Annotated in this window: 19 protein-coding genes and 1 tRNA gene; 4 read left to right on the forward strand and 16 right to left on the reverse strand. The window is 56.2% G+C overall.

Features of this window, described 5'->3' with window-relative positions; genetic code table 11:
- The first annotated feature begins 296 nt into the window (after positions 1-296).
- Positions 297-2,183: an MFS transporter gene (locus G6L28_RS19300; protein ID WP_174065621.1), complete on the forward strand. Its 1,887-nt coding sequence runs from the start codon at positions 297-299 to the stop codon at positions 2,181-2,183.
- 72 nt (positions 2,184-2,255) lie between these two features.
- Here the strand turns inward: G6L28_RS19300 and G6L28_RS19305 are convergent, their stop codons facing one another.
- The 8 genes from G6L28_RS19305 to G6L28_RS19340 all read right to left on the reverse strand — a co-directional run bounded on the left by G6L28_RS19305 (position 2,256) and on the right by G6L28_RS19340 (position 10,997).
- Complete coding sequence (locus G6L28_RS19305) at positions 2,256-3,662, reverse strand: mannitol dehydrogenase family protein (protein WP_174065622.1); 1,407 nt, start codon at positions 3,660-3,662, stop codon at positions 2,256-2,258.
- 3 nt (positions 3,663-3,665) lie between these two features.
- A complete protein-coding gene (uxuA, locus tag G6L28_RS19310; protein WP_174065624.1) occupies positions 3,666-4,862 on the reverse strand; it encodes a mannonate dehydratase in 1,197 nt (398 codons plus the stop codon).
- Positions 4,863-4,880: 18 nt separating this feature from the next.
- Positions 4,881-5,930, reverse strand: a complete 1,050-nt coding sequence (locus tag G6L28_RS19315) for an L-idonate 5-dehydrogenase (protein WP_174065625.1) — start codon at positions 5,928-5,930, stop codon at positions 4,881-4,883.
- Positions 5,931-5,996: 66 nt separating this feature from the next.
- Positions 5,997-7,403, reverse strand: coding sequence for a TRAP transporter large permease (locus tag G6L28_RS19320; RefSeq protein WP_174065626.1), 1,407 nt, complete (start codon positions 7,401-7,403; stop codon positions 5,997-5,999).
- A 3-nt stretch (positions 7,404-7,406) separates the two neighbouring features.
- Positions 7,407-7,982, reverse strand: a complete 576-nt coding sequence (locus tag G6L28_RS19325) for a TRAP transporter small permease (protein WP_174065627.1) — start codon at positions 7,980-7,982, stop codon at positions 7,407-7,409.
- A gap of 63 nt (positions 7,983-8,045) precedes the next feature.
- Positions 8,046-9,020: a sialic acid TRAP transporter substrate-binding protein SiaP gene (locus G6L28_RS19330; RefSeq protein WP_174065629.1), complete on the reverse strand. Its 975-nt coding sequence runs from the start codon at positions 9,018-9,020 to the stop codon at positions 8,046-8,048.
- A 77-nt stretch (positions 9,021-9,097) separates the two neighbouring features.
- Positions 9,098-9,799, reverse strand: a complete 702-nt coding sequence (locus G6L28_RS19335) for a FadR/GntR family transcriptional regulator (RefSeq protein ID WP_174065630.1) — start codon at positions 9,797-9,799, stop codon at positions 9,098-9,100.
- A gap of 127 nt (positions 9,800-9,926) precedes the next feature.
- Positions 9,927-10,997 (reverse strand): Ldh family oxidoreductase, encoded by a 1,071-nt coding sequence (locus G6L28_RS19340; RefSeq protein ID WP_174065631.1) that lies wholly within the window; start codon positions 10,995-10,997, stop codon positions 9,927-9,929.
- A gap of 113 nt (positions 10,998-11,110) precedes the next feature.
- On the opposite strand from G6L28_RS19340, the gene G6L28_RS19345 reads away from it, so the two are divergent.
- On the forward strand, positions 11,111-12,118 hold the full coding sequence (locus tag G6L28_RS19345) for a GntR family transcriptional regulator (RefSeq protein WP_174065632.1): 1,008 nt from the start codon (positions 11,111-11,113) through the stop codon (positions 12,116-12,118).
- Between the two features lie 44 nt (positions 12,119-12,162).
- Complete coding sequence (locus tag G6L28_RS19350) at positions 12,163-13,281, forward strand: mandelate racemase/muconate lactonizing enzyme family protein (protein ID WP_174065634.1); 1,119 nt, start codon at positions 12,163-12,165, stop codon at positions 13,279-13,281.
- Positions 13,282-13,296: 15 nt separating this feature from the next.
- Here G6L28_RS19350 and G6L28_RS19355 read toward each other — a convergent pair whose 3' ends face one another.
- The 8 genes from G6L28_RS19355 to G6L28_RS19390 all read right to left on the reverse strand — a co-directional run bounded on the left by G6L28_RS19355 (position 13,297) and on the right by G6L28_RS19390 (position 19,049).
- On the reverse strand, positions 13,297-13,821 hold the full coding sequence (locus G6L28_RS19355; protein ID WP_174065635.1) for a flavin reductase: 525 nt from the start codon (positions 13,819-13,821) through the stop codon (positions 13,297-13,299).
- Positions 13,802-14,668, reverse strand: a complete 867-nt coding sequence (rutD, locus tag G6L28_RS19360) for a pyrimidine utilization protein D (RefSeq protein WP_174065636.1) — start codon at positions 14,666-14,668, stop codon at positions 13,802-13,804. Before rutD ends, G6L28_RS19355 begins: the two co-directional genes overlap by 20 nt.
- Positions 14,669-14,684: 16 nt before the next feature.
- A complete protein-coding gene (gene rutC, locus G6L28_RS19365) occupies positions 14,685-15,071 on the reverse strand; it encodes a pyrimidine utilization protein C (RefSeq protein WP_174065637.1) in 387 nt (128 codons plus the stop codon).
- Positions 15,072-15,095: 24 nt separating this feature from the next.
- Complete coding sequence (gene rutB, locus G6L28_RS19370) at positions 15,096-15,836, reverse strand: pyrimidine utilization protein B (RefSeq protein WP_174065638.1); 741 nt, start codon at positions 15,834-15,836, stop codon at positions 15,096-15,098.
- On the reverse strand, positions 15,833-16,924 hold the full coding sequence (rutA, locus tag G6L28_RS19375) for a pyrimidine utilization protein A (RefSeq protein ID WP_174065639.1): 1,092 nt from the start codon (positions 16,922-16,924) through the stop codon (positions 15,833-15,835). The genes rutB and rutA overlap by 4 nt, the downstream gene beginning before the upstream one ends.
- 305 nt (positions 16,925-17,229) lie before the next feature.
- The gene (locus tag G6L28_RS19380) at positions 17,230-18,192 is read right to left on the reverse strand and encodes a Bug family tripartite tricarboxylate transporter substrate binding protein (RefSeq protein WP_234902661.1); all 963 of its coding nucleotides are present in this window, start codon (positions 18,190-18,192) and stop codon (positions 17,230-17,232) included.
- A 244-nt stretch (positions 18,193-18,436) separates the two neighbouring features.
- A tRNA-Ala gene (locus tag G6L28_RS19385) sits at positions 18,437-18,512 on the reverse strand.
- 150 nt (positions 18,513-18,662) lie between these two features.
- On the reverse strand, positions 18,663-19,049 hold the full coding sequence (locus G6L28_RS19390; RefSeq protein WP_174065641.1) for a TIGR02300 family protein: 387 nt from the start codon (positions 19,047-19,049) through the stop codon (positions 18,663-18,665).
- Between the two features lie 224 nt (positions 19,050-19,273).
- Between G6L28_RS19390 and cmk the strand changes: the two genes are divergently transcribed.
- Complete coding sequence (cmk, locus tag G6L28_RS19395; RefSeq protein ID WP_174065642.1) at positions 19,274-19,906, forward strand: (d)CMP kinase; 633 nt, start codon at positions 19,274-19,276, stop codon at positions 19,904-19,906.
- Positions 19,907-19,953 lie beyond the last annotated feature (47 nt).

Consider the following 19,953-nt stretch of genomic DNA (forward strand, 5'->3'; position numbering starts at 1 on the left):
TGTCTGCGACATGTCTTATCAAGATCGTGCTCCCTTTCGTGGCAAAGCTATTAGGATGTTTGTATTTTCTGTCAAGCGCAAACATAATGGATTTCGGACGCTCTTCACGACTCCACCAATGCTGTTCGCAACAAATATGTGCGTCGGCCTTAGACTAAAGTCATACGCCGAAAGCATTGCTCTTCCTTTTGTTAATTTTCTGTCACTCTGCCTTCAGGTGCATCGCGCCAAAAGACAGCCCGGGGGAGAGTTGGGCTGTCGCGATGTGTCATTTCTATATCTGTGGAGGACAGACAATGGCAAACATAGCAGCGACAGGGGCGGAAAAAACCCGCCCCATGACCGGTGAGGAGAAAAAGGTGATTTTCGCCTCCTCCCTCGGAACGGTCTTCGAGTGGTACGACTTCTATCTCTACGGTTCACTCGCCATTTATATCGGCGCAAACTTCTTCAGTCAGTATCCTGAAACGACACGCAACATCTTCGCGCTTCTCGCTTTCGCTGCGGGCTTTCTGGTTCGCCCCTTCGGCGCACTCGTCTTCGGGCGTCTGGGCGATATCGTCGGCCGTAAATACACCTTCCTCGTCACAATCCTGATCATGGGCTTCTCGACCTTCGTGGTCGGCATTCTGCCCGGTGCCCAGCAGATCGGCATAGCGGCTCCGATCATCCTCATCATCCTGCGCATGCTTCAGGGCCTGGCGCTCGGCGGTGAATATGGCGGCGCTGCTACCTATGTGGCCGAACATGCGCCGAATGGCCGTCGCGGCTATTACACCTCGTGGATTCAGACCACGGCCACGCTTGGCCTGTTCCTGTCGCTCGTCGTCATCCTCGGCGTCCAATTCGCAGTCGGCAAGGAAGCCTTTGCTGCATGGGGCTGGCGCATTCCGTTCCTGCTGTCGGTCATCCTGCTGGGTGTTTCGGTCTGGATTCGTCTCAAGATGAACGAATCGCCTGCCTTCAAGAAGATGAAAGAAGAAGGCAAGACCTCGAAGGCACCGCTCAGCGAAGCCTTCGGCCAATGGAAGAACGCCAAGATCGCCATCATCGCGCTGGTCGGCGCCGTCATCGGTCAGGCTGTCGTCTGGTACACGGGCCAGTTCTACGCGCTGTTCTTCCTCCAGAGCATTCTGAAGGTCGATGGCCAGTCGGCCAACATCATGGTTGCCTGCGCACTTCTGCTCGGCACCGGCTTCTTTCTTCTCTTCGGCTGGCTCTCCGACAAGGTCGGTCGCAAGCCGATCATCATGGCTGGCCTTGTGCTGGCGATGCTGACCTATTTCCCGTTGTTCAAGGCACTGACATGGGCGGGTAATCCTGCTCTTGCCCAGGCTCAGGCTTCGGTTCGTGCAACCGTGACCGCAGCACCGGGCGACTGCAAATTCCAGTTCAACCCGACAGGCACGGCGAAATTCACCACGTCCTGCGATATCGCCACATCCTTCCTGACGAGAAACTCCGTTCCTTATGACGTGGTTGAAGGTCCGGCAGGACAACCGGCAACGGTGAAAATCGGTAACGACACTGTCACCAGCTATGACGCCACGACCGCAGGTGCGGATGCCGCTGCTCAGGACCGCGCGTTCCAGAAGCAGATCAACACTGCCCTGCATGATGGCGGTTATCCGCTGGTGCGTGGTGCAGCACAGGTTCCTGCTGCAAAGCTCGATGCCTTCATTGCGGCCAACCCGGAACTTGGTCTGAATGCGGACGCTGTTCGCGCAACGCCAGCAAAGACTGTGCCGGCCGACAAACTGGTTGCGGACAAGCTGCTGACGCCTGCCGAAGCCAATGGCGTCACGGAGATGCAGGTCTATACCGTTGCTGGCGGCGGAGCCTTCGCCATGGTTGCCGACCCCGCAGCCGTCAACTGGGTCGTCATCATCGCGGTGCTGACCGTCCTCGTCATCTATGTGACGATGGTCTACGGCCCGATTGCTGCTTTGCTGGTCGAACTGTTCCCGACCCGCATCCGCTACTCCGGCATGTCTCTGCCTTACCATATCGGCAACGGTTGGTTCGGGGGTCTCCTGCCCGCAACGGCATTCGCGATGAGTGCTGCCAAGGGTGATATCTACTACGGGCTCTGGTATCCGATCGTCTTCGCAGGCATCACGCTGGTCATCGGCCTGCTGTTCCTGCCGGAAACCAAGGATCGCGACATCCACAAAATGGACTGACTTTTGCATTGTTAACTGAAAAACCCGGCGAGATGATCGCCGGGTTTTTTAATGGTTCAGGCAGAGAAACGATCAGTCGCACAATCGTTTGAGCTCGCTATTGACCAGATCGCGCCAAGCTCTGTTTTGAAAGAGCGAAGCGGAAAACAAGCCATCGACTGCAAAGAAAGCAGCAGAAGGATCACTCGGGTCAACGTTGTCCGCTGCTGTCAGGATTTCATCCCGGCGGGGATCGTTCAGCTCCCCGCGTTTTTGGATCGAGGCTATCCATAGAGCAACGACATAGGCAAACTCCGCAGCGTCTCCGCCTGCTTGAAGCGTTTCCTCGGCCGCCGCGAGAATACGCTGTGGCAGCTTCTGGCTGGTGTCCATGGCGATCTGGACATTGCGATGGGCAATCGTTGGATTGGCGAAGCGCTCGAGTAACTCATCCATATAGACGGGTAGATCGATACCCGGAACCGGATCGAGCGTCTGTACCGCAGCCTGCATGTGCCGCTTTACCTTCGCAACGAATTCCGGAACTGCCATCACATCGCGTACGAATTCGAGATCGTGCAGGATGCCGAGATGAGCGATCATGGTATGCGAGCCGTTGAGAAGTCGCAGCTTCATCTTTTCGTATGCCTCGACAGCCTCTGCAAAGACCGCTCCGCCGGCCTCCCATGCCGGACGACCGGAGACGAAATCATCCTCGATAACCCATTGCATAAACGGTTCCGTCTCGATGGACAGAATATCATCCACGCCGAGCAGCGCCTTGGCGCGTGTGCGGCTTTCATCCGTTGCCGCTGGGACGATGCGGTCCACCATGCTGCATGGGAATTTCCCATTCTCCTCGATCCATTTCGAAAGCGTTGGATCGCGGCGCTCAGCCATCTCCAGCACCAGCCTGCGCACGACATGACCGTTGGACGGAAGGTTATCGCAGCACAACACGGTGTAAGGCGGGATGCCGAGTTCCCGACGCTTTGCCAACCCTTCCACTAGAAATCCAATGACCCCGATAGGAGTATGGGGATTTTCGAGGTCGGCGGCCACGGACGGATGCCTGAGATCAAGCTTACCCGTCACTGGGTCCAACCCGTAAGCCTTCTCGCTGACGGTCAGTGTGACGATACGGATGTCAGGGTTTACCAGATAATCGAGTACGTCTTGCCCGCGCTCTGCTGCGCAGAGCCAGTCTACCGTGGAACCGATCACCTCGACATTATCGCCCTCGGCGCTTCGAACGACCACCGAATAAAGACCGTCCTGTTCGGCAAGTGCACGAACGGGATCGGCTGAGCGAAGATTGACCGCGACGATTCCCCAGGGCCCGAAGTTCTTCGCAAGGGCGCGCTGCGTGTAGACCGCCTGGTGCGCTCGGTGAAACGCGCCGAGGCCGATGTGAACGATGCCCGGCTTCAGCTTCTCGCGATCATAGGCAGGTGTCGCGACTGTTGCGGGCAGTTTGCCTGAGGAAGATAATCTGCTCATGGCTTAAGCCGATCCATATCGTGGATGGAGAAGCGCCCGCTCAATACCGCGCAGTTCCGCCAATCCCTTCAACCGTCCGATTGCCGGATATCCGGGCTGTGCTCCACGCTTGAGATCGTCCAGAATTTCCTGTCCGTGATCGGGGCGCATCGGGATCTCATGATCGGAAAGTCCAGCGTCCTCTCGGCGCTTCTCTTCCTCCAGAAGGGCCGCGATAACGGCAACCATATCCGTCGCGCCTTCCAGATGCTCATCCTCAAAGAAGGAGCAGGGCACCGTTTCGGTATCGCGTGTGACATTGCGCAAATGCACAAAATGGATTCGGTCGGCAAATCGCTTGGCGATGAACGGAAGATCGTTGTCCTTGTGGGCACCGAGGGAACCCGTACACAGAGTAACACCATTGGCGCGGTTGTCGACCTGGCTCAGCATATGCGCGTAATCCTCTTCCGTAGAGAGAATGCGCGGCAGGCCAAGCAGGGGCCAAGGCGGATCGTCACCGTGGGCGCAAAGGTTCACGCCGACCTCTTCCGCCACCGGCACGACTTCCGAAAGGAAATCCACGAGATTCTGCTGAAGCCTTGTCCGGTCGATGCCGTGATAGCTCCGCAGCTTTTCGAGAAGCTGGTCGAGCGTATAGCCGTCCGCCGAACCGGGAAGACCCGCGCCAATGTTGCGGCCAAGCGCTGCGATCTTTGTGTCCGGCATGTCGGCAAAGCGCCTTGCCGCCTCTGCCACCAGCCACGCAGGATAATCCGATGCTGCATCTGGCCGCTTCAGAATGTGAATGTCGAACGCCGTAAAATCCGTAAGATCGAAGCGCATCGCTTTCGCACCATGACGTGTCTCCCAGCGTAAATCCGTACGCGTCCAGTCTAGAACGGGCATGAAGTTGTAGCAGACGGTGCGGATGCCGCTTGCCGAAAGTCTCCGCAATGTCTCCTGCCAGTTGGCGATATGCGTTTTCCAGTCGCCGGTCTGGGTCTTGATGTCTTCGGACATCCAGACGCTTTCCACCACATCCCAGTAGAGGCCACCCTCCCTGATTTCCGCGTGACGCTTTTCGATTTCCTCGGCCGGCCAGACATCGCCCGTCGGAATATGATGTAGCGCGCTGACGATGCCGACTGCACCCGCCTGTGCCGCGTCCTGAACCGTTACCTTATCGACCGGTCCAAACCAGCGCCATGTATGTCTCATGCTTTTATCCTCTGAAAATCAATGCTGACCGCTAAAGGTGATCTGCACCTTGCAGGCCACGGAACGGTCGCCAGCCTGTTCGAAGGCTTCGACCGCCTGCTCGAGCGGAAAATGGTGCGAAATGATCGGGCGCACGTCTATTGCCCGTGATGAAATCAGTGACACGGCCTCGTCGAACTCACGGTCGAAACGCTGCGATCCGCGCCAGACGATCTCCTTGCCGACCAGCATGTTGAGCGGAATAGTCATATCGCCCGTTACGCCCACCTGCACGATAACGCCGCGTGGCTTGATGGCTGCGAAGGCAGAGCGCAGGGCGGGACCTGCCGCAGAACAATCGAACACGACATCGAAGCTGCCCTTACCTTCCTGATAAGGGGCGAGGCCCTGCGGGTCGGAGGCGACATTGATGGTACGGCTGGCACCCATGGCCGGTGCCCGGGAAAGTGCAGCATCAGCAAGATCGGTAACGACGATCTCCGCTGCTCCGGCGTGACTGGCGGCAGCAACCGTCAAAAGCCCGATTGGTCCTGCTCCAGTGACGAGAACCCGTTTATCGGAAAGGTCGCCCGCTTGTGCAACGGCATGGAGGCACACGGCAAGCGGTTCGGAGCAGGCAGCTTCGTCGGGGCTCGTCCCGTTCGAAAACGGAAAGCATTGTTTGGCAGGAACGACCAGCCAGTCGCGGAACATTCCCTGCTCATGCGGAAGACGCATGGCGCTGCCCATGAAGCGCATGTCCAGACAATGAATCGGCTGGCCGATTGAGCAGTAATGGCACTTGCCGCACGGCTGCGATGGATTGACGGCGACCAGAGAGCCAAGCGTCAATCCGCTGACGCCATCGCCAAGCTTTTCGATATAACCGGAAGCTTCGTGGCCTGAAATAATCGGCTCACGAACCTGCACCGGACCAAATCCGCCGTCCTGAAAATAATGAAGGTCGGAGCCGCAAATCCCGCCCGTTGCCATACGCAGCAGCACTTCGCCAACACCCGGTTCGCTATAGCCTTGGTTTTCGACCTTCAGGTCCTGTTTGCCGTAAAGACGTGCCACGCGCGTTTGCATTTCGGTTCAGCTTTCTCTTTGAATTTGGAATGCGCCCGCGCCGAAGCCACGGCACGGGCGCGTAAATTACCTGATCAATCCCAATTGGGTTGGTAGCCAAAGCGTGATGGCCGGGACGAAGGTGATCAGCAACAACGCAACGAAAAGCGGAATCATCCACGGTAGGATCGCCAGCGTCGTTCGCTCGACCGACATTTTGGAAATGCGTGAGAGAACGAAAAGAACCATGCCCACTGGTGGCGTCAAAAGCCCGATCATCAGGTTCAGCGTTATGATGATGCCGAGATGGACGGGATCGATGCCGTATCGGGCAGCAACCGGCATCAGGATCGGCACGAGAATGCTAATCGCGGCAATGGTATCCAGAAACGCACCAACGATTAGCAGCAGGACGTTGACGAGGATCAGGAATGTCCACCAGTTGTCGGTCAGGCTGAAGATGAAGTCCGAGAACAACTGAGCAGCCTGACTGACGGTGAGCAACCATGCAAAGATCGATGCCGCAGTGACGATGAAGAGAACCGACGCTGTTGTTTCAATCGTGTCGAATGAGGCTTTGGCCAATGTTCTCATCGTCATCGTGCGGTAGCGAACAAGGCCAAGGAACATCGACCACATGACCGCCGCAACCGCCGCTTCAGTCGGCGTGAACCAGCCCATCGTCATGCCGCCGATCAAGAGCACCGGCGTCATCAATGCCATGACGGCGGAGAAGTCGAAGTACCAGTCCAGTGCCACCAGAGCGACGAGACCGATCAGGACGGCGATGTTGACGGACAGCCCTGCTAAAACCAGCAGGTAAACCGCGACCGGAAAGCTAAGGACGATGACGACTTCCAGCGATGCGCCCATCAGCTTGCGGAATTCAAAAGGCGTATCGGAGCCCCAGCCCTTGCGGCGGGCGAAAATATAAACCGTCAGCATCATCAGGACCGTCATGACGATGCCTGGGATGATTCCGGCCATGAACAGCGCGCCGATGGAGGCATTCGCCATCATGCCGTAAATTACGAAGGGCAGGGATGGCGGAAAGATCGGGCCGAGTGTTGCGGAGGCGGCAGTCACGCCGACGGCCGCCTCGGCCGGATAACCGTGATCCTTCATGGCCTTGATTTCGATGGTGCCGATACCTGCGGCATCGGCAAGGGCGGTGCCGGACATGCCGGAGAATACCACCGAGCCGATGATATTGACCTGCGCCAGTCCACCTTTCATCCAGCCCACCAGAGAGAGGGCAAAGTGGTAAATCCGACCTGTAACGCCTGCAATATTCATGAGATTGCCGGCCAGAATGAAGAACGGCACGGCAATCAGCGGAAAGCTTTCCACCCCGGCAATCATGCGCTGTGCGGCGATGATATCCGGCGCGACGCCATAAAGGACGAGATAAAGAAGTGACGAAACAGCCATGGATACGGCAACGGGTGTGCCGATGATCATGAGCAACAGAAATGAGCCAATCAAAAGCAGCATCGATTAAATTCCCTGTACATTCACGGCTTCATCAGCCTGCTCACGGACGGTTTTCTCGCCTGTCATGTCCTTTATGAAGTTCTGAAGCGAACGCAGGAACATCAACAGAAAAGCTGCAAACACCGTGTAGAAAACGATACCGCGGGGAAGGTCGACGGTGACCATACGCTCGTCGCCGACGATTTCGAGATAGCGCCACATCAGCCAGGTGATGTAGGCGAAGAAGGCGATATTGATGAGGTCCACTATGACCTCCAGCACCCGTCCCGCCCGGCGTGAGAGAAAGCGGTAGATCAAGTCTACCTGAATGTGCCTCAGCTGCCGTACACACATCACCGAACCCAGGAAGACGACGACGACAAGGCAGTTCGCCGCGATCTCCTCGGTCCAGGCGAGGCTATTGTTCAATGCGTAGCGCGTGAAGAATTGCAGGAAGACGCTTGCCGCCATCCCCCAGAATACCAGAAGCGTCAGCCAGTCTTCGAACGAATAAGGGGAAAGGTCGACAGTCCCGACATCTTCTTCAAAGGCATGCGCCATCTCTTCCACGCTTATGGGCGCGCTTTTTTGATCGGTCATCAAGTTGCTCCAGCAAACAGGGCCAGTAAGGACCCGGCGTCCTTAGCCGCCGGGTCGGAGGGATTACTGGATGGCGCGAATTGCTTCCCAGTCGGCTTTCTCATAGCCAAAGTCCTCGAACTTCACTTTTTCGAGCACGTTCTTTTCGAAATCTGCCTTGTCGACTTCCGCAACTGTCAGGCCACGCTTCTTGAAGTCTTCGACAAGTGCTTTCTCACGCTCCTCGATGATCTTGGTGGTTTTGGTCGCAGCTTCCTGCATCACTTCCACGAAAATCTTCTTGTCCTCGTCTGAGAGGCTCGCCCAGCGTGATTTCGAAATCACTGTATTCAGATGGTCAACGATGTGGCCGGTCAGAACGATGTTCTTCTGCACTTCGAAGAACTTCTTGGCTTCGATGGTCGTCAGCGGATTTTCCTGCGCGTCCACGGTGCCGTTCTGAAGTGCGAGATAAACCTCGGCAAACGCGATAGGCGTCGTATTCGCACCGCAAGCGCGGGGCATGGCGAGGTAGGCCGGAACATCCGGCACACGCATTTTCACGCCAGCCAGATCGGAGCATTTTTCGATAGGCTTGTTCGATGTGGTGTGACGCGTGCCGTAATAGCTGACAGCCGTAATTACGTTGCCGGTCTTGTCTTCGTAACCTTTTGCCAGTCGCTTGAAGACGTCGCTCTTGGTGTAGGCGATCAGATGGGCCGGATCGCGGAATATATAGGGGAAATAGGTGACACCGATGGGCTTGAAGTCGCGTGCCGCAAAGCTGGAGCCGGAAATGATCATGTCGACCGTCCCAAGCTTCAGGCCTTGATTGATGTCGGCTTCCTTGCCCAATTGAGACGCGGGGAAGACATCGATCTTGTAGCGGCCTTCAGTGCGCTTCTCAATTTCCTTGGCGGCCCATACGGATTCCGTGTGGAACGGCTCGCTCGTTTCGTAAACATGCGCCCATTTCAGCATGGTCTGCGCCTGGGCTGAAAGTGCGGATGCGACGACCACAGCTGTCGCACCAAGTAGAGTTGTCAATCTGAACGTCATTTCTTTTCTCCTCCCGAAATCGATGTCAGATGTTCATGTATTGCCGTCAGCGAGCCCGCGGACGGCTTTCTCCTCCTTCAAGCCTCCTCTCCGAAGCTTTCAGAAAATCTTTTTTGCGACAGCGTAAGGTGACGCCGCATGGCTTCCCGGGCCGCCGACGGGTCGTTCGCTGCGATTGCGTCCCGGATTGCGAAATGTTCTTCCAGCGCTCGCCGCCAGCTGTCGGGGTTTTCAAACAGGCTGGCCAGTCTCTCGAAATAGGGCGTCATGCGCCGGTCGAAAATTTGCCCGGTGAAATGGTGAAGGGTCGTATTGCCGATGATATCGGTAATCGCCGTATGAAACGCACGATCATGGACCAGCATTTTTACCGGATCGCCTATCGCCGTTTCCATACGTCTCAGGCTTTCATCCAGAAGCACGATATGCCTAGGGGTTGCCATGCGGGCGGCCTCTTCGGCAATTGCGCTTTCGATGATGCTGCGCGCCTGAAGGATTTGAAACGGGCCGTCACTGTCGTCTGCCGGAAGAACATCTTGTGCCGCCACAGGGCGCTGGGTCACGTAAATGCCAGAGCCCATGCGGATCTGGACGTAACCCTCGACTTCCAGAACAATGAGCGCTTCCCGAACTGTCGGGCGCGATACCGCAAACCGCTCGGCAAGATCGCGTTCGGCAGGAAGCTTCGCCCCGTAGGGCAACTCTCCCGCTTCGATAAGCTCACGAATCTGATCCGCGACCTGCCGGTGAAGGCGGCGCGGCTCCAGTGCCACGAACATTGATCTCTCCCAAATCCACCCGATATAGTTTGGTCAGGTGGTCTTACCAATTGCAATCTGTAGAGTGCTTGGGGCGTCTATGTCAACTGAGAAGTTCAGCGCCGTGCAAGTTAACCTTCGGCTTTCTTCACTTGGGGAAAGGCAACGTCAGGGCGTAGGTGTCCGAAAGCTTTTCGAATTCGGCGGCTGTCGACGGGTCGAGCATCACGCCGTCACGTTCTCGATCCGACGCGACGATCCATTCCCGGTCTCCCGGCGCCATGACCTTGCAATCCTCTTTTGCCGGCGAATTTCGAAGTTCATGAAGATAGCGCTGCATCCCTGCCGCAAAGGTAGCTTCGTTGACGAAGGCTTCCGGCTTGATGGCGAGAACGAATGCGCCCATGCTTCGTGGCGTCGAAAAGTCCGGCCCGCCCATTGGTAGAATGTCGAAGCTCAGTTTCATGCCCGTCAGCACGGCGCTGAAGATTTCCACCACACCTGCAAGCGCGGCTCCCTTGAAGCCGAACTCGCCGCCAAGCGGTGCAAGCATATCGGTATTCCCGGCATCTTGCGTGTCCTCACCGCGAGCGTCTGAGGCGGTTGAATGGGGAAGCGCAAGACCGAGGCTGCGATAAAGCAGGACACGATTATAGGGGATTGAACTGGTTGCCATATCGAGAAGCCAAGCCTCTCCGGCAGGTGTCGGTACGCCGACGGCTATCGGGTTGGTGCCGTGAAAACGCATCGCGCCATCGTGCAGGCGCACGAAGCTGTCCGAATTGCAAAAGGTCAGGCCGATATAACCACGCCGCGCCGCTTCCAGAGAGTAAGCGCCCGCCGGACCAAAGTGCGAGGTGTTCTGGATCGCCACGGCTCCGATGCCGAAGCTGGAGGCAAGCTGCATTGCATGATCCATGGCAGTATAGGCGGCCAGAGCACCGTGCGCATTGTCTGCGTCCAGTGTTTCGACGGCACCGAACTCTGCAACTTTCTTGATGTTGGGCGCACGGTTAAGCCGCCCACCGGTGAGCGCCTTGACGTAATGAGCGAGAAGACGAACGCCGTGGCTGTCCACGCCGTAACGCGTGCCATGCATCATTGCCCGCGTCGCCGCATCGGCCGTTGCAGTATTTGCGCCTGCAGATGCGAACACGGCCCGGCAGAAGCGGTCCAGAAAACTGAGCGGCACGTTTACCCGTGCCTCTGTCTCCAACATTCCGGATTCCTCCCTCTCCAAAAATGTCTTGTGCATACACTAGACATCAAATTTCGGCTGTGCAATCCCTGTATTAGAAATTGTCGATTCATTCCGTAGTGAGACCCAAAGAAATGTCGGGTGCTAAAACTGGAGCCGCACCCCGTCTCTACAGGCGGGCATGTGAAATCGTGGCGGCGGAGATCGTTGGAGGCGTTATCGCTTATGGTACACGCCTGACCGAGACGACCATTGCCAATCGCTTCGGTATCAGTCGCGCCCCGGCGCGTCAGGCGTTGATCGAACTCGAGCGGCTTCATCTAGTTCGCAAGGCGGAAGCGAGAGGCTACACCGTCATCGCGCGGAGCAAAACGACGAGAGAAGGCGCTGTTGCGCAATATTCGCGATCATTGGCTCCAGATGAGGCAAAAATTTATTCCCAGGCCAGTTGGGAACGCATTTACAGCGACATCGAAATTGAGGTCGTTTCCCGCACGTCCTTGGCCAGCTGGCGCATCAACGAGGCGGCCTTGGCCAAGCACTACGATGTCAGCCGAACCGTTGCGCGGGATGTGGTGGCGCGGCTCCAGCAGCGCGGTATCGTCCGCAAGGATGAAAGCGGACGCTGGTACGCGCCAGCTTTAACCGCTAGGCATATCGAAGAACTTTATGAACTCCGCTGGGTGCTTGAGCCACTGGCGTTAGCAAAGGCCGTACCGAACCTGCCCGAAGGTCTGTTGAAGAGGCTTAGGGAGAACGTCGCTGATGCGATCGCGTCCTTGGAGGCGATCGATGGTGAAACACTGGATGCGCTTGAACAGCAACTCCATGTCGAATTGCTCAGCCATTGCGGAAACGAATCCCTCATGCGTGCGATCAGTCTGCCGCAGGCTTTGCTGGTCGCGCATCACTTTCTTTATCATTGGACCATGAAGCTTTTTCCGACGGAGCCGTTTCTGCCGGAACATCTGGCCATTTTCGACAGCCTGCTTTCGGGCGATGTGGCATCCGCGCAAGCTGAACTGGTTCGGCATCTGCAAATCTCGCGCAGCCGCGCCATGATGCGCATTCAGGCTGTGGCAGAGGTGATTTCACCGGACGCGTTGCCCTATCTCGAGCGACAGGAAAGCGCCATCTCTTAAATAGCCGTAACAACCATCAGATAATCGGAGGAGGATTATCCGACATGAAAATTGCATCCGTTCAACCCTTCATTTTGCATCTGCCACTGACCTCGGACTCGATTTCAGACTCCACTCACAGCATCACGCATTGGGGCGTGGTTGGAACGAAAATTGTGACGACTGACGGGTCGGAGGGCTATGGCTTTACCGGCACGCATGCCCATCTGGCGTCCGACCGGCTCATCACGTCCTGCATTCGTGATTGCTATGCGCCACTGCTGATCGGCGAGGATGCCAACGATCATTCACGGCTTTGGACCAAGCTGGCGCGCTATCCTTCTCTGCAATGGGTAGGCAGGGCCGGTATAACGCATCTCGCGCTTGCCGCCGTGGATATCGCGCTGTGGGATTTGAAGGCCAAGAATGCGGGAGTTCCGCTCTGGAGCTATCTCGGCGGTGCACGTACCGACCGGCTCGAAGCCTACAATACCGATATCGGCTGGCTATCTTTTTCGAAGGATGACCTGCTGAATGGCGCGGCGAAAGCGGTGGAAGAGGATGGCTTTACACGCATAAAGATCAAGGTTGGACATGATGATCCCAACATCGACATCGAGCGACTGACCGCCGTGCGAAAACGTTTGGGGGCATCCGTCCGCATCGCGATCGATGGAAACGGAAAGTGGGATTTGCCGACCTGCCAGCGGTTCTGTGAGAAGGCTCGCGACCTGGATCTCTACTGGTTCGAGGAGCCGCTGTGGTACGATGATGTTGGCAGCCATGCGGCGCTGGCGCGAAATACCTCGATACCGATTGCGCTGGGAGAGCAGCTTTATACGGTCGATGCGTTTCGCTCTTTCATTGCTGCTGGAGCCGTCCACTACGTCCAACCGGATGTGACGCGCCTCGGCGGTATTACCGAATACATCCAGGTCGCTGATCTGGCGCTGGCCCACCGATTGCCGGTCGTTCCCCATGCGGGAGAGATGAGCCAGGTGCATGTCCACCTGAGTTACTGGCACCCCGCATCGACGATCCTCGAATATATTCCCTGGATCAAGGATCATTTCGAGGAGCCTGCCAATGTATATGGTGGCGTCTACAAGCGACCCGAGCAGCCCGGGGCCGGGACGACCATTCTCAATGAAAGCTTCGCGCGTTTCGGCAAAGGCATAGACTGACGGGTGTCGATCAACTCAAAGCGTTCGGTAGCCTCGCTTGAAATAGATCAAAGCCTCTTCGCCGGTGCCGATGGTGGTCTCGAGTACATCGCAGATAAGAATATCGTGCGTGCTGCCATCGTGAATGGTTCGCACTCTGCAATCGAAAGAAGCAAGTGCGCCCTTCAGAACCGGCGACCCGGTTTCCAGCGTTGTCCATTCCCCTGCTGCGAACCGTAAATCGGTGGGCGTCCGCCCGCCGAAAAGCTGGCTCAGCTCCTGCTGGTCGCCCGCAAGCGTGTTGACGCAGATGACACCATTTTCAGCCAAGAACCTGTGTGCCGAGGAATTACGATTGATGCAGACCAGCATGGTGGGCGGATTATCGGATACGCTGCACACAGCGGTTGCCGCAAAGCCGGCTATGCCCGCAGGACCATCCGTCGTGACGACGTTCACCGCACCCGCCAGCTGCGCCATGGCGTTTCTGTAATCCAGGCTGCGCTCTTCCGCAGTCTTGGTCTCCATCATGTCTTCCTTCTTAAGAGACGTTGTCTGCATCTAACCCTGCCTTTCCTAACAAGTCATCAAGCACGGAAGCAGGCGTCTGCGAAAGTTGGGCTGTTGCGGGCCTGGAGAGTAAAAATGATTCTATCGTGGTGTTGAAGCGTTCGGCTTCGGTAATGTTCATGGCATGTGCGCCATGGTCGAAAAGCGAAAGCACTGCGTTGGAAAGGCCCTCAGCCAACCGTGCTGAACGCGTGTAAGGCACAAGCAAATCATCTTTGCTGGCAATGACCAGAGTTGGAGAAGCGATCCGCGAAAGCTGCACGTCAACGTCAAATGCTCGCAGGGCAGCGATGCGTCTCAGCACATTTGTCCTGCCTTGAAAATGCGTTGTGCCATGTGCGTCGTCATGGGCGAGACGTTCGGCATTTTCCGACATCCACGCCGCCGGATAGAGAAACAGCGGCTGTGCCTTGACGAAAGCCTCGACGCCGGAATTTTCCAGAAGCGAAATTCGTACATCGAAACAGCGCCCCGAATGCGGATCTGCCTTGCTCCAGGCATTAACCAATATCAGTCGGTCGATGAGTTCAGGTCTTCGTAGCGCGATATCCAGCCCGATCAGCCCACCCAGTGCATGTCCCATGAAGTGAAATCTGTCGAGCCTCAAGTGGGTGACGATTTCCAGAACGTCATCCGCCATGGCGGAAATACCGCCATGTTCGGGAACTTCACCGCCCGTTCTGCCAGTGCCGCGGTGGTCGTACACCACAACACGGAAATGCTTCTGCAGCATCTCCATCTGCGGTGCCCAATAAGTTGCCGAGCCGCCGAGACCGGACGACAGGATGATCGTCTCGGCATCGGTGTCGGTCCGGCCATGAACCTCATAATAGATCATGCGAACTATCCGATCGTCACTTGCCGATATGTGCAACGGTGGCGATCTCGATCAGCGCATCGGGCTTCACCAAGCCGCACTGAATGCAATAGCGGGCGGGCTTGTCGCCCGGAAAATACTCTGCATAAACCTTGTTTACCGCCTGATAGTTAGCCCAGTCCGTGATGAAGATATGGTTCATCGTCACATCCTCCATGGTGCCACCAGCCGTTTCTATCACGGACTTGATGGTCTCCAGCACGTGGCGGGTCTGTGCAGCAGCGTCACCCACATGCACCACATCGTTATTCTTGTCGAAGGGCAGGGTGCCTGAAACATAAACGATGCCATTTGCCAGCGTGCCGGGCGAAAAGGGCGCGATTAGCTTCTGCGTGCCTTCGGGAACGATAATCGTCTTTGGCATTTGGTTATCCTCTTGCTTGTTTGTTTACACTTCAGCAGGTGCCGCTTGGGAAATTACCGCGCAGAAATCGTTCACCGTCGCCACCCAACCGAAGAATTTTTCGACGTTGTAGACGGTCGCCTGCTGGATGAAGTCTGGCCCGAGATGGTGGGTAGCGTCCTCCAGCATCACGCCGAAATATTCGAGGTGGAATGCATCACGGAGCGAGCTTTCGACGCAGACATTGGTGGCGATGCCGACGAAAACCAGGTTGCGGATTCCGCGTGCTCGCAAAACGCTGTCCATATTGGTGTTGAAAAAGCCGCTGTAACGGGTCTTTGGAACTAGGATATCGCCGGGTTTAGGCTGTAATTCATCAACGATGGCATAGTCCCATGTGCCTTTCGCGAGCAATTGGCCTTGCAGTTCCGGTTTCGCGCGCATGGTCTTCAGGGCGTTGGACTTGTGCCAGTTCGGAGAGCCGGGCCCGCCTGCCTCCACATAGTCGCTGTCCCAGCCATTCTGGAAATAAATGACCTGCACACCCGCCGAACGCGCCGCATCCAGCGTTTTCTTGATGTTGGAAATCGTAGACTTTGCACCAGCAATATCGAAACCTGCAAGATCGACGTAACCGCCTTCCGTTGAATAGGCATTTTGCATGTCCACGACGACAATTGCTGTTTCCGAGGGGTTAAGTGAGATCGGTTCCGGGCGGGCGGGCAGCGTTACGCTTTGCGAGCGTGCCTTCGGAGCGTGATATCCCGTAACTGTTGTTTCGCTCATTCTGCAGCCTCCAGCGCAGGCTTGATGTGGGCACGACTTTTCATCAGCGGCTGCACATATGTGCCGAATTTCTCGACGCCTTCGACAAAGTCATCGAATGTCAGCATTGCACCGCCGGTACCTGGCACTTCAGCCATTTCATCCAGCATCGCCGCTACTTCTGCGTAAGAACCTATCAACGTGCCCATGTTGATGTTGACGGCCGAAACCGGGTTAGACATGTGACGAACATTGGTATCGGAGCCGGATTTCGTATCGGCCGCACTTTGCAGACCGAGCCACTTGATGGCTTCCTGATCGGCGCCAGCCTTGTAATGTTCCCACTTGGCCCAGGCGTCTTCGGATTTTTCTTCGGCAATCACCATCGTCAACACGAAGGATTTCACATCGCGACCGGTTTTTTCGGTGGCGGCCATCAGCCTTTCATTGGTGGGAGCGAAAGCCTTCGGCGTATTGACGCCAACGCCAAAGCAGAAACTATAGTCCGCGTACTTGGCAGAAAACGCCATGCCCTTGTCTGAAGAGCCGGCGCAGATGAGCTTTACCTCACCTTCCGGCACTGGCTTCATGCGGCAATCTTCCATGGTGAAGTATTTGCCCTTCAGGTCCGACTGGCCTGTGGCAAGCAGTTCCTGCAAAACGGTGGTATACTCGCCGAGATACTCATAACGATCACCGAAATAGTCATCACCGGGCCACAGACCCATCTGGCTGTATTCGGGGCGTTGCCAACCCGTGACCAGATTGACCCCGAACCGCCCACCGGAAATGGAGTCGATTGTTGTCGCCATGCGCGCAACGATGGCAGGTGGCATCACCAGAGTAGCAGCTGTGCCGAACAGTTTGATCTTCGATGTTACCGCAGCAAGTCCAGCCATCAGGGTGAACGATTCAAGGTTATAGTCCCAGAATTCCGTTTTCCCTCCAAAGCCACGCAGCTTGATCATGGATAGGGCGAAATCGAAGCCATATTTCTCGGCTTTGAGCGTGATTTCCTTATTGAGTTCAAAACTCGGCTTGTATTGCGGCGCATTCTCAGAAAGCAGCCAGCCATTGTTTCCGATTGGGATAAAAATACCGATTTCCATCTGTCACCCTCCAGTCTGGTTCCGTGGTTGGATTGACAGATACAAAGCAGATTTTGTGCCAGTTATTTTATCCTATCGAAAACAATGGCTTGAGTTTTGTCGCGCTTAATTATTTTATCAAATGATAAATTTTTTATCGTTCGATAAAAAATATGCTCAAATCATCGGCAGCGGTTATCTCCGGGCGCGCAGGGGTGGGACATATGGAGATGGCTGGTAGTGCGTGAAAGTGCGGGGACCGGCTGGTTTGACGCGCGAACAACCACGCCTTGTTGACCAAGGCGTGGTGCGCAACAAAGCTACGATTAGTCCATTTGGACGTTTGCGTCTTTGACGACAGGCCCCCACTTGGCGATTTCCGCAGCCACATGGGTTTTCAGCTCTTCAGGCGTAGAGCCGACGATCGTCGCGCTGAACTCCGCCATACGTGCGGCCACGCTGGAATCGGCAAGCGCCTTATTGGCGGCTTCGTTCAAACGGTTGATGGCCTCGGGCGGCGTGCCGGCCGGGGCAAACAGCGCATTCCAGGTATAGGTTTCGTAAACCGGAATGGTCTCGGCAATGGTGGGAACGTCGGGGAATGAAGAGGCACGCTTTGCGGTGGTAACACCCAGCGCCTTCAGTGTGCCGGATTTGATGTGCCCGGATGAGGAGGGCAGATTGTCGAACATGATCGAAACCTGATTGCCCAGAAGATCGTTCAGCGCAGGACCAGAGCCCTTGTAAGGGACGTGCTGCATCTCGACGCCAGCCATGCTCTTGAAAAGCTCACCGGAAAGATGAAGCGGGGTGCCGTTGCCGGATGAGGCGTAGGCATGTTTCTCCGGCTCTGCTTTCAGAAGCGCGATCAGTTCCGCCACGTTATTGACTGGAAGCTGTGGGTTCACGACCAAAACGTTTGGCACCACCACCAGCAGCGAAACTGGCGCGAAGTCTTTTTCAGGGTCATAAGGCTTGGTTTTGAGAATAAGGGGATTGAGCGCGTGGGTCGCGACCGTTCCCATCAGGATTGTATAGCCATCCGGCTCGGCACGCGCGACGCGATCCGCCCCTAGATTGCCACCAGCACCAGCCACATTCTCAACGACCACCTGCTGGCCAAGCTCATCACTCATTTTCTGCGCGATGACGCGCGCCACCACATCCGTCGAACCACCCGCCGCAAATGGCACAACCAACGTGACCGCGCGATCCGGAAATCCTTGAGCGCTTGCATAGGTGCCAAAAGATATCAGCGCGGCGGCGGATGCCGCGAGTGTTATCAGCATACGCCGTTTGAAAATCTGCTTGTTCATTGAACCTGCTCCTACACGGCCTCCCCGCCGTGAGGACATAGTACCGCAATCGCCCTTGAGAGCAAGGAAGTGCTTTTACTGGAGGTTGTCGAGCGGGCTTTGTTGTCCAGTTCGAATGGCTTCTTGCAAACGCGCGGTTGAAGAAGGGGAGTTAACGCGGTGTGTGAACGTCTTACAACGCTATCAACGAACTGCTAAATTATATGAGGAGAAGGTTTGGTGGAGCTAAGCGGGATCGAACCGCTGACCTCTTGCATGCCATGCAAGCGCTCTCCCAGCTGAGCTATAGCCCCATAAGGGTTCCGGTATTTGATCCGGTTCCGGGAACCGAAGCGGTTGTTTCCGTTCGGTGGCCGCTTGATACTTGCGCTTCTTGCAGAAGGCAAGTCGAAAAATTCGCCCGGCGACATTTTTTTGTGGCCGGGCAAAAATTCGTTGGAAAATCAGGACTCTTCGTCGTCGCCGCCGACGCCGATGATGCCGGAAACGTCATCGTCTTCGTCGTCTTCGTCTGCTTCGAGGAAGGTGTCGTCGTCATCGTCGATTTCGACGTCGTCGTCATCGCCCATATCTGGAATGTCGTCGCCGCTGTTGTCGCCGTCCGCATCTTCCAGCGAAACGAGTTCGACATCCGTGTTCTCGGTATCGACTTCCGCGACTTCCTCTTCTTCGGCCTGTTCCATCTTGGCCTGAGCCGTGGTTTCCTCAAAGAAGGAAAGGGGCCAGGATTTGCCGCTGTAGGGAGAGACGACCGGGTCGCGGTTCAGATCGTAGAATTTCTTGCCTGTGTCCGGGTCGGTACGCTTGGTTCCAAGTTCCGCTTTTGCCACTGTCAAAGCCTCGAATTTTTGAATGAGTTCGGTCTTAACGCCGTCAATGCGGCAGTAGACGGTAAATTTCTAGCCGGTCCCCTTAATCGTTGCGGTGTTGCCTGTCAAAGATAAACTTCATGCAAAGCCGCAGTGAAGTTTTTGCCAAGGGCGGGGTGAATGCAAGCACTCATTATGATAATGCCGCGCAAACGACGTGAACATCGAGCCGGAATATCATTCATATGAGCTTCGTTATCGCCATAGATGGCCCTGCAGCTGCTGGAAAGGGTACGCTTTCGCGTAAAATTGCCGACGCATATGGCTTTCACCATCTTGATACCGGCCTCACCTATCGCGCTACGGCAAAAGCTCTGCTGGACGCGGGTCTGCCTCTGGATAATGAGATCGTTGCGGAAGACACCGCCTTGCGGCTGGATCTTGCTGGACTCGATCGCTCGGTCCTTGCAAAGCATGAGGTGGGCGAGGCAGCTTCGAAAGTGGCCGTGATGCCTGCGGTGCGTCGGGCTCTGGTGCAGGCGCAGCGAAACTTTGCTGGCCGTGAACCCGGCACGGTTCTGGATGGTCGCGATATCGGCACTGTCGTCTGCCCCGATGCATCGGTGAAGCTCTACGTCACCGCCTCGCCGGAAGTGCGGGCGAAACGGCGTTATGACGAGATCATTTCCGGCGGAGGAGATGCGAATTTTGATTCCGTTTTCGCAGATGTGAAGAAGCGTGACGAGCGCGATATGGGCCGTGCTGATAGTCCTTTGAAACCTGCAGAAGACGCGCACTTGCTTGATACGTCGGAAATGAGTATAGAGGCGGCGTTTCAGGCAGCGAAAGCCATTATAGACGCTACCTTGAAGAAATGAGAATTCTCGGGAACCGGTCGATCCGGTTTTCGTTTTGGAATATCCCG

The sequence above is a fragment of the Agrobacterium larrymoorei genome (assembly GCF_013322225.1).
Classification (GTDB): Bacteria; Pseudomonadota; Alphaproteobacteria; order Rhizobiales; family Rhizobiaceae; genus Agrobacterium; species Agrobacterium larrymoorei_A.

Bases quoted from the DNA above. Each gene is read 5' to 3' on its own strand.
- G6L28_RS19300 (WP_174065621.1), top strand. From the start codon at position 297: ATGGCAAACATAGCAGCGACAGGGGCGGAAAAAACCCGCCCCATGACC.
- G6L28_RS19305 (WP_174065622.1), bottom strand. From the start codon at position 3,662: ATGAGCAGATTATCTTCCTCAGGCAAACTGCCCGCAACAGTCGCGACA.
- uxuA (WP_174065624.1), bottom strand. From the start codon at position 4,862: ATGAGACATACATGGCGCTGGTTTGGACCGGTCGATAAGGTAACGGTT.
- G6L28_RS19315 (WP_174065625.1), bottom strand. From the start codon at position 5,930: ATGCAAACGCGCGTGGCACGTCTTTACGGCAAACAGGACCTGAAGGTC.
- G6L28_RS19320 (WP_174065626.1), bottom strand. From the start codon at position 7,403: ATGCTGCTTTTGATTGGCTCATTTCTGTTGCTCATGATCATCGGCACA.
- G6L28_RS19325 (WP_174065627.1), bottom strand. From the start codon at position 7,982: ATGACCGATCAAAAAAGCGCGCCCATAAGCGTGGAAGAGATGGCGCAT.
- G6L28_RS19330 (WP_174065629.1), bottom strand. From the start codon at position 9,020: ATGACGTTCAGATTGACAACTCTACTTGGTGCGACAGCTGTGGTCGTC.
- G6L28_RS19335 (WP_174065630.1), bottom strand. From the start codon at position 9,799: ATGTTCGTGGCACTGGAGCCGCGCCGCCTTCACCGGCAGGTCGCGGAT.
- G6L28_RS19340 (WP_174065631.1), bottom strand. From the start codon at position 10,997: ATGTTGGAGACAGAGGCACGGGTAAACGTGCCGCTCAGTTTTCTGGAC.
- G6L28_RS19345 (WP_174065632.1), top strand. From the start codon at position 11,111: ATGTCGGGTGCTAAAACTGGAGCCGCACCCCGTCTCTACAGGCGGGCA.
- G6L28_RS19350 (WP_174065634.1), top strand. From the start codon at position 12,163: ATGAAAATTGCATCCGTTCAACCCTTCATTTTGCATCTGCCACTGACC.
- G6L28_RS19355 (WP_174065635.1), bottom strand. From the start codon at position 13,821: ATGCAGACAACGTCTCTTAAGAAGGAAGACATGATGGAGACCAAGACT.
- rutD (WP_174065636.1), bottom strand. From the start codon at position 14,668: ATGATCTATTATGAGGTTCATGGCCGGACCGACACCGATGCCGAGACG.
- rutC (WP_174065637.1), bottom strand. From the start codon at position 15,071: ATGCCAAAGACGATTATCGTTCCCGAAGGCACGCAGAAGCTAATCGCG.
- rutB (WP_174065638.1), bottom strand. From the start codon at position 15,836: ATGAGCGAAACAACAGTTACGGGATATCACGCTCCGAAGGCACGCTCG.
- rutA (WP_174065639.1), bottom strand. From the start codon at position 16,924: ATGGAAATCGGTATTTTTATCCCAATCGGAAACAATGGCTGGCTGCTT.
- G6L28_RS19380 (WP_234902661.1), bottom strand. From the start codon at position 18,192: ATGCTGATAACACTCGCGGCATCCGCCGCCGCGCTGATATCTTTTGGC.
- cmk (WP_174065642.1), top strand. From the start codon at position 19,274: ATGAGCTTCGTTATCGCCATAGATGGCCCTGCAGCTGCTGGAAAGGGT.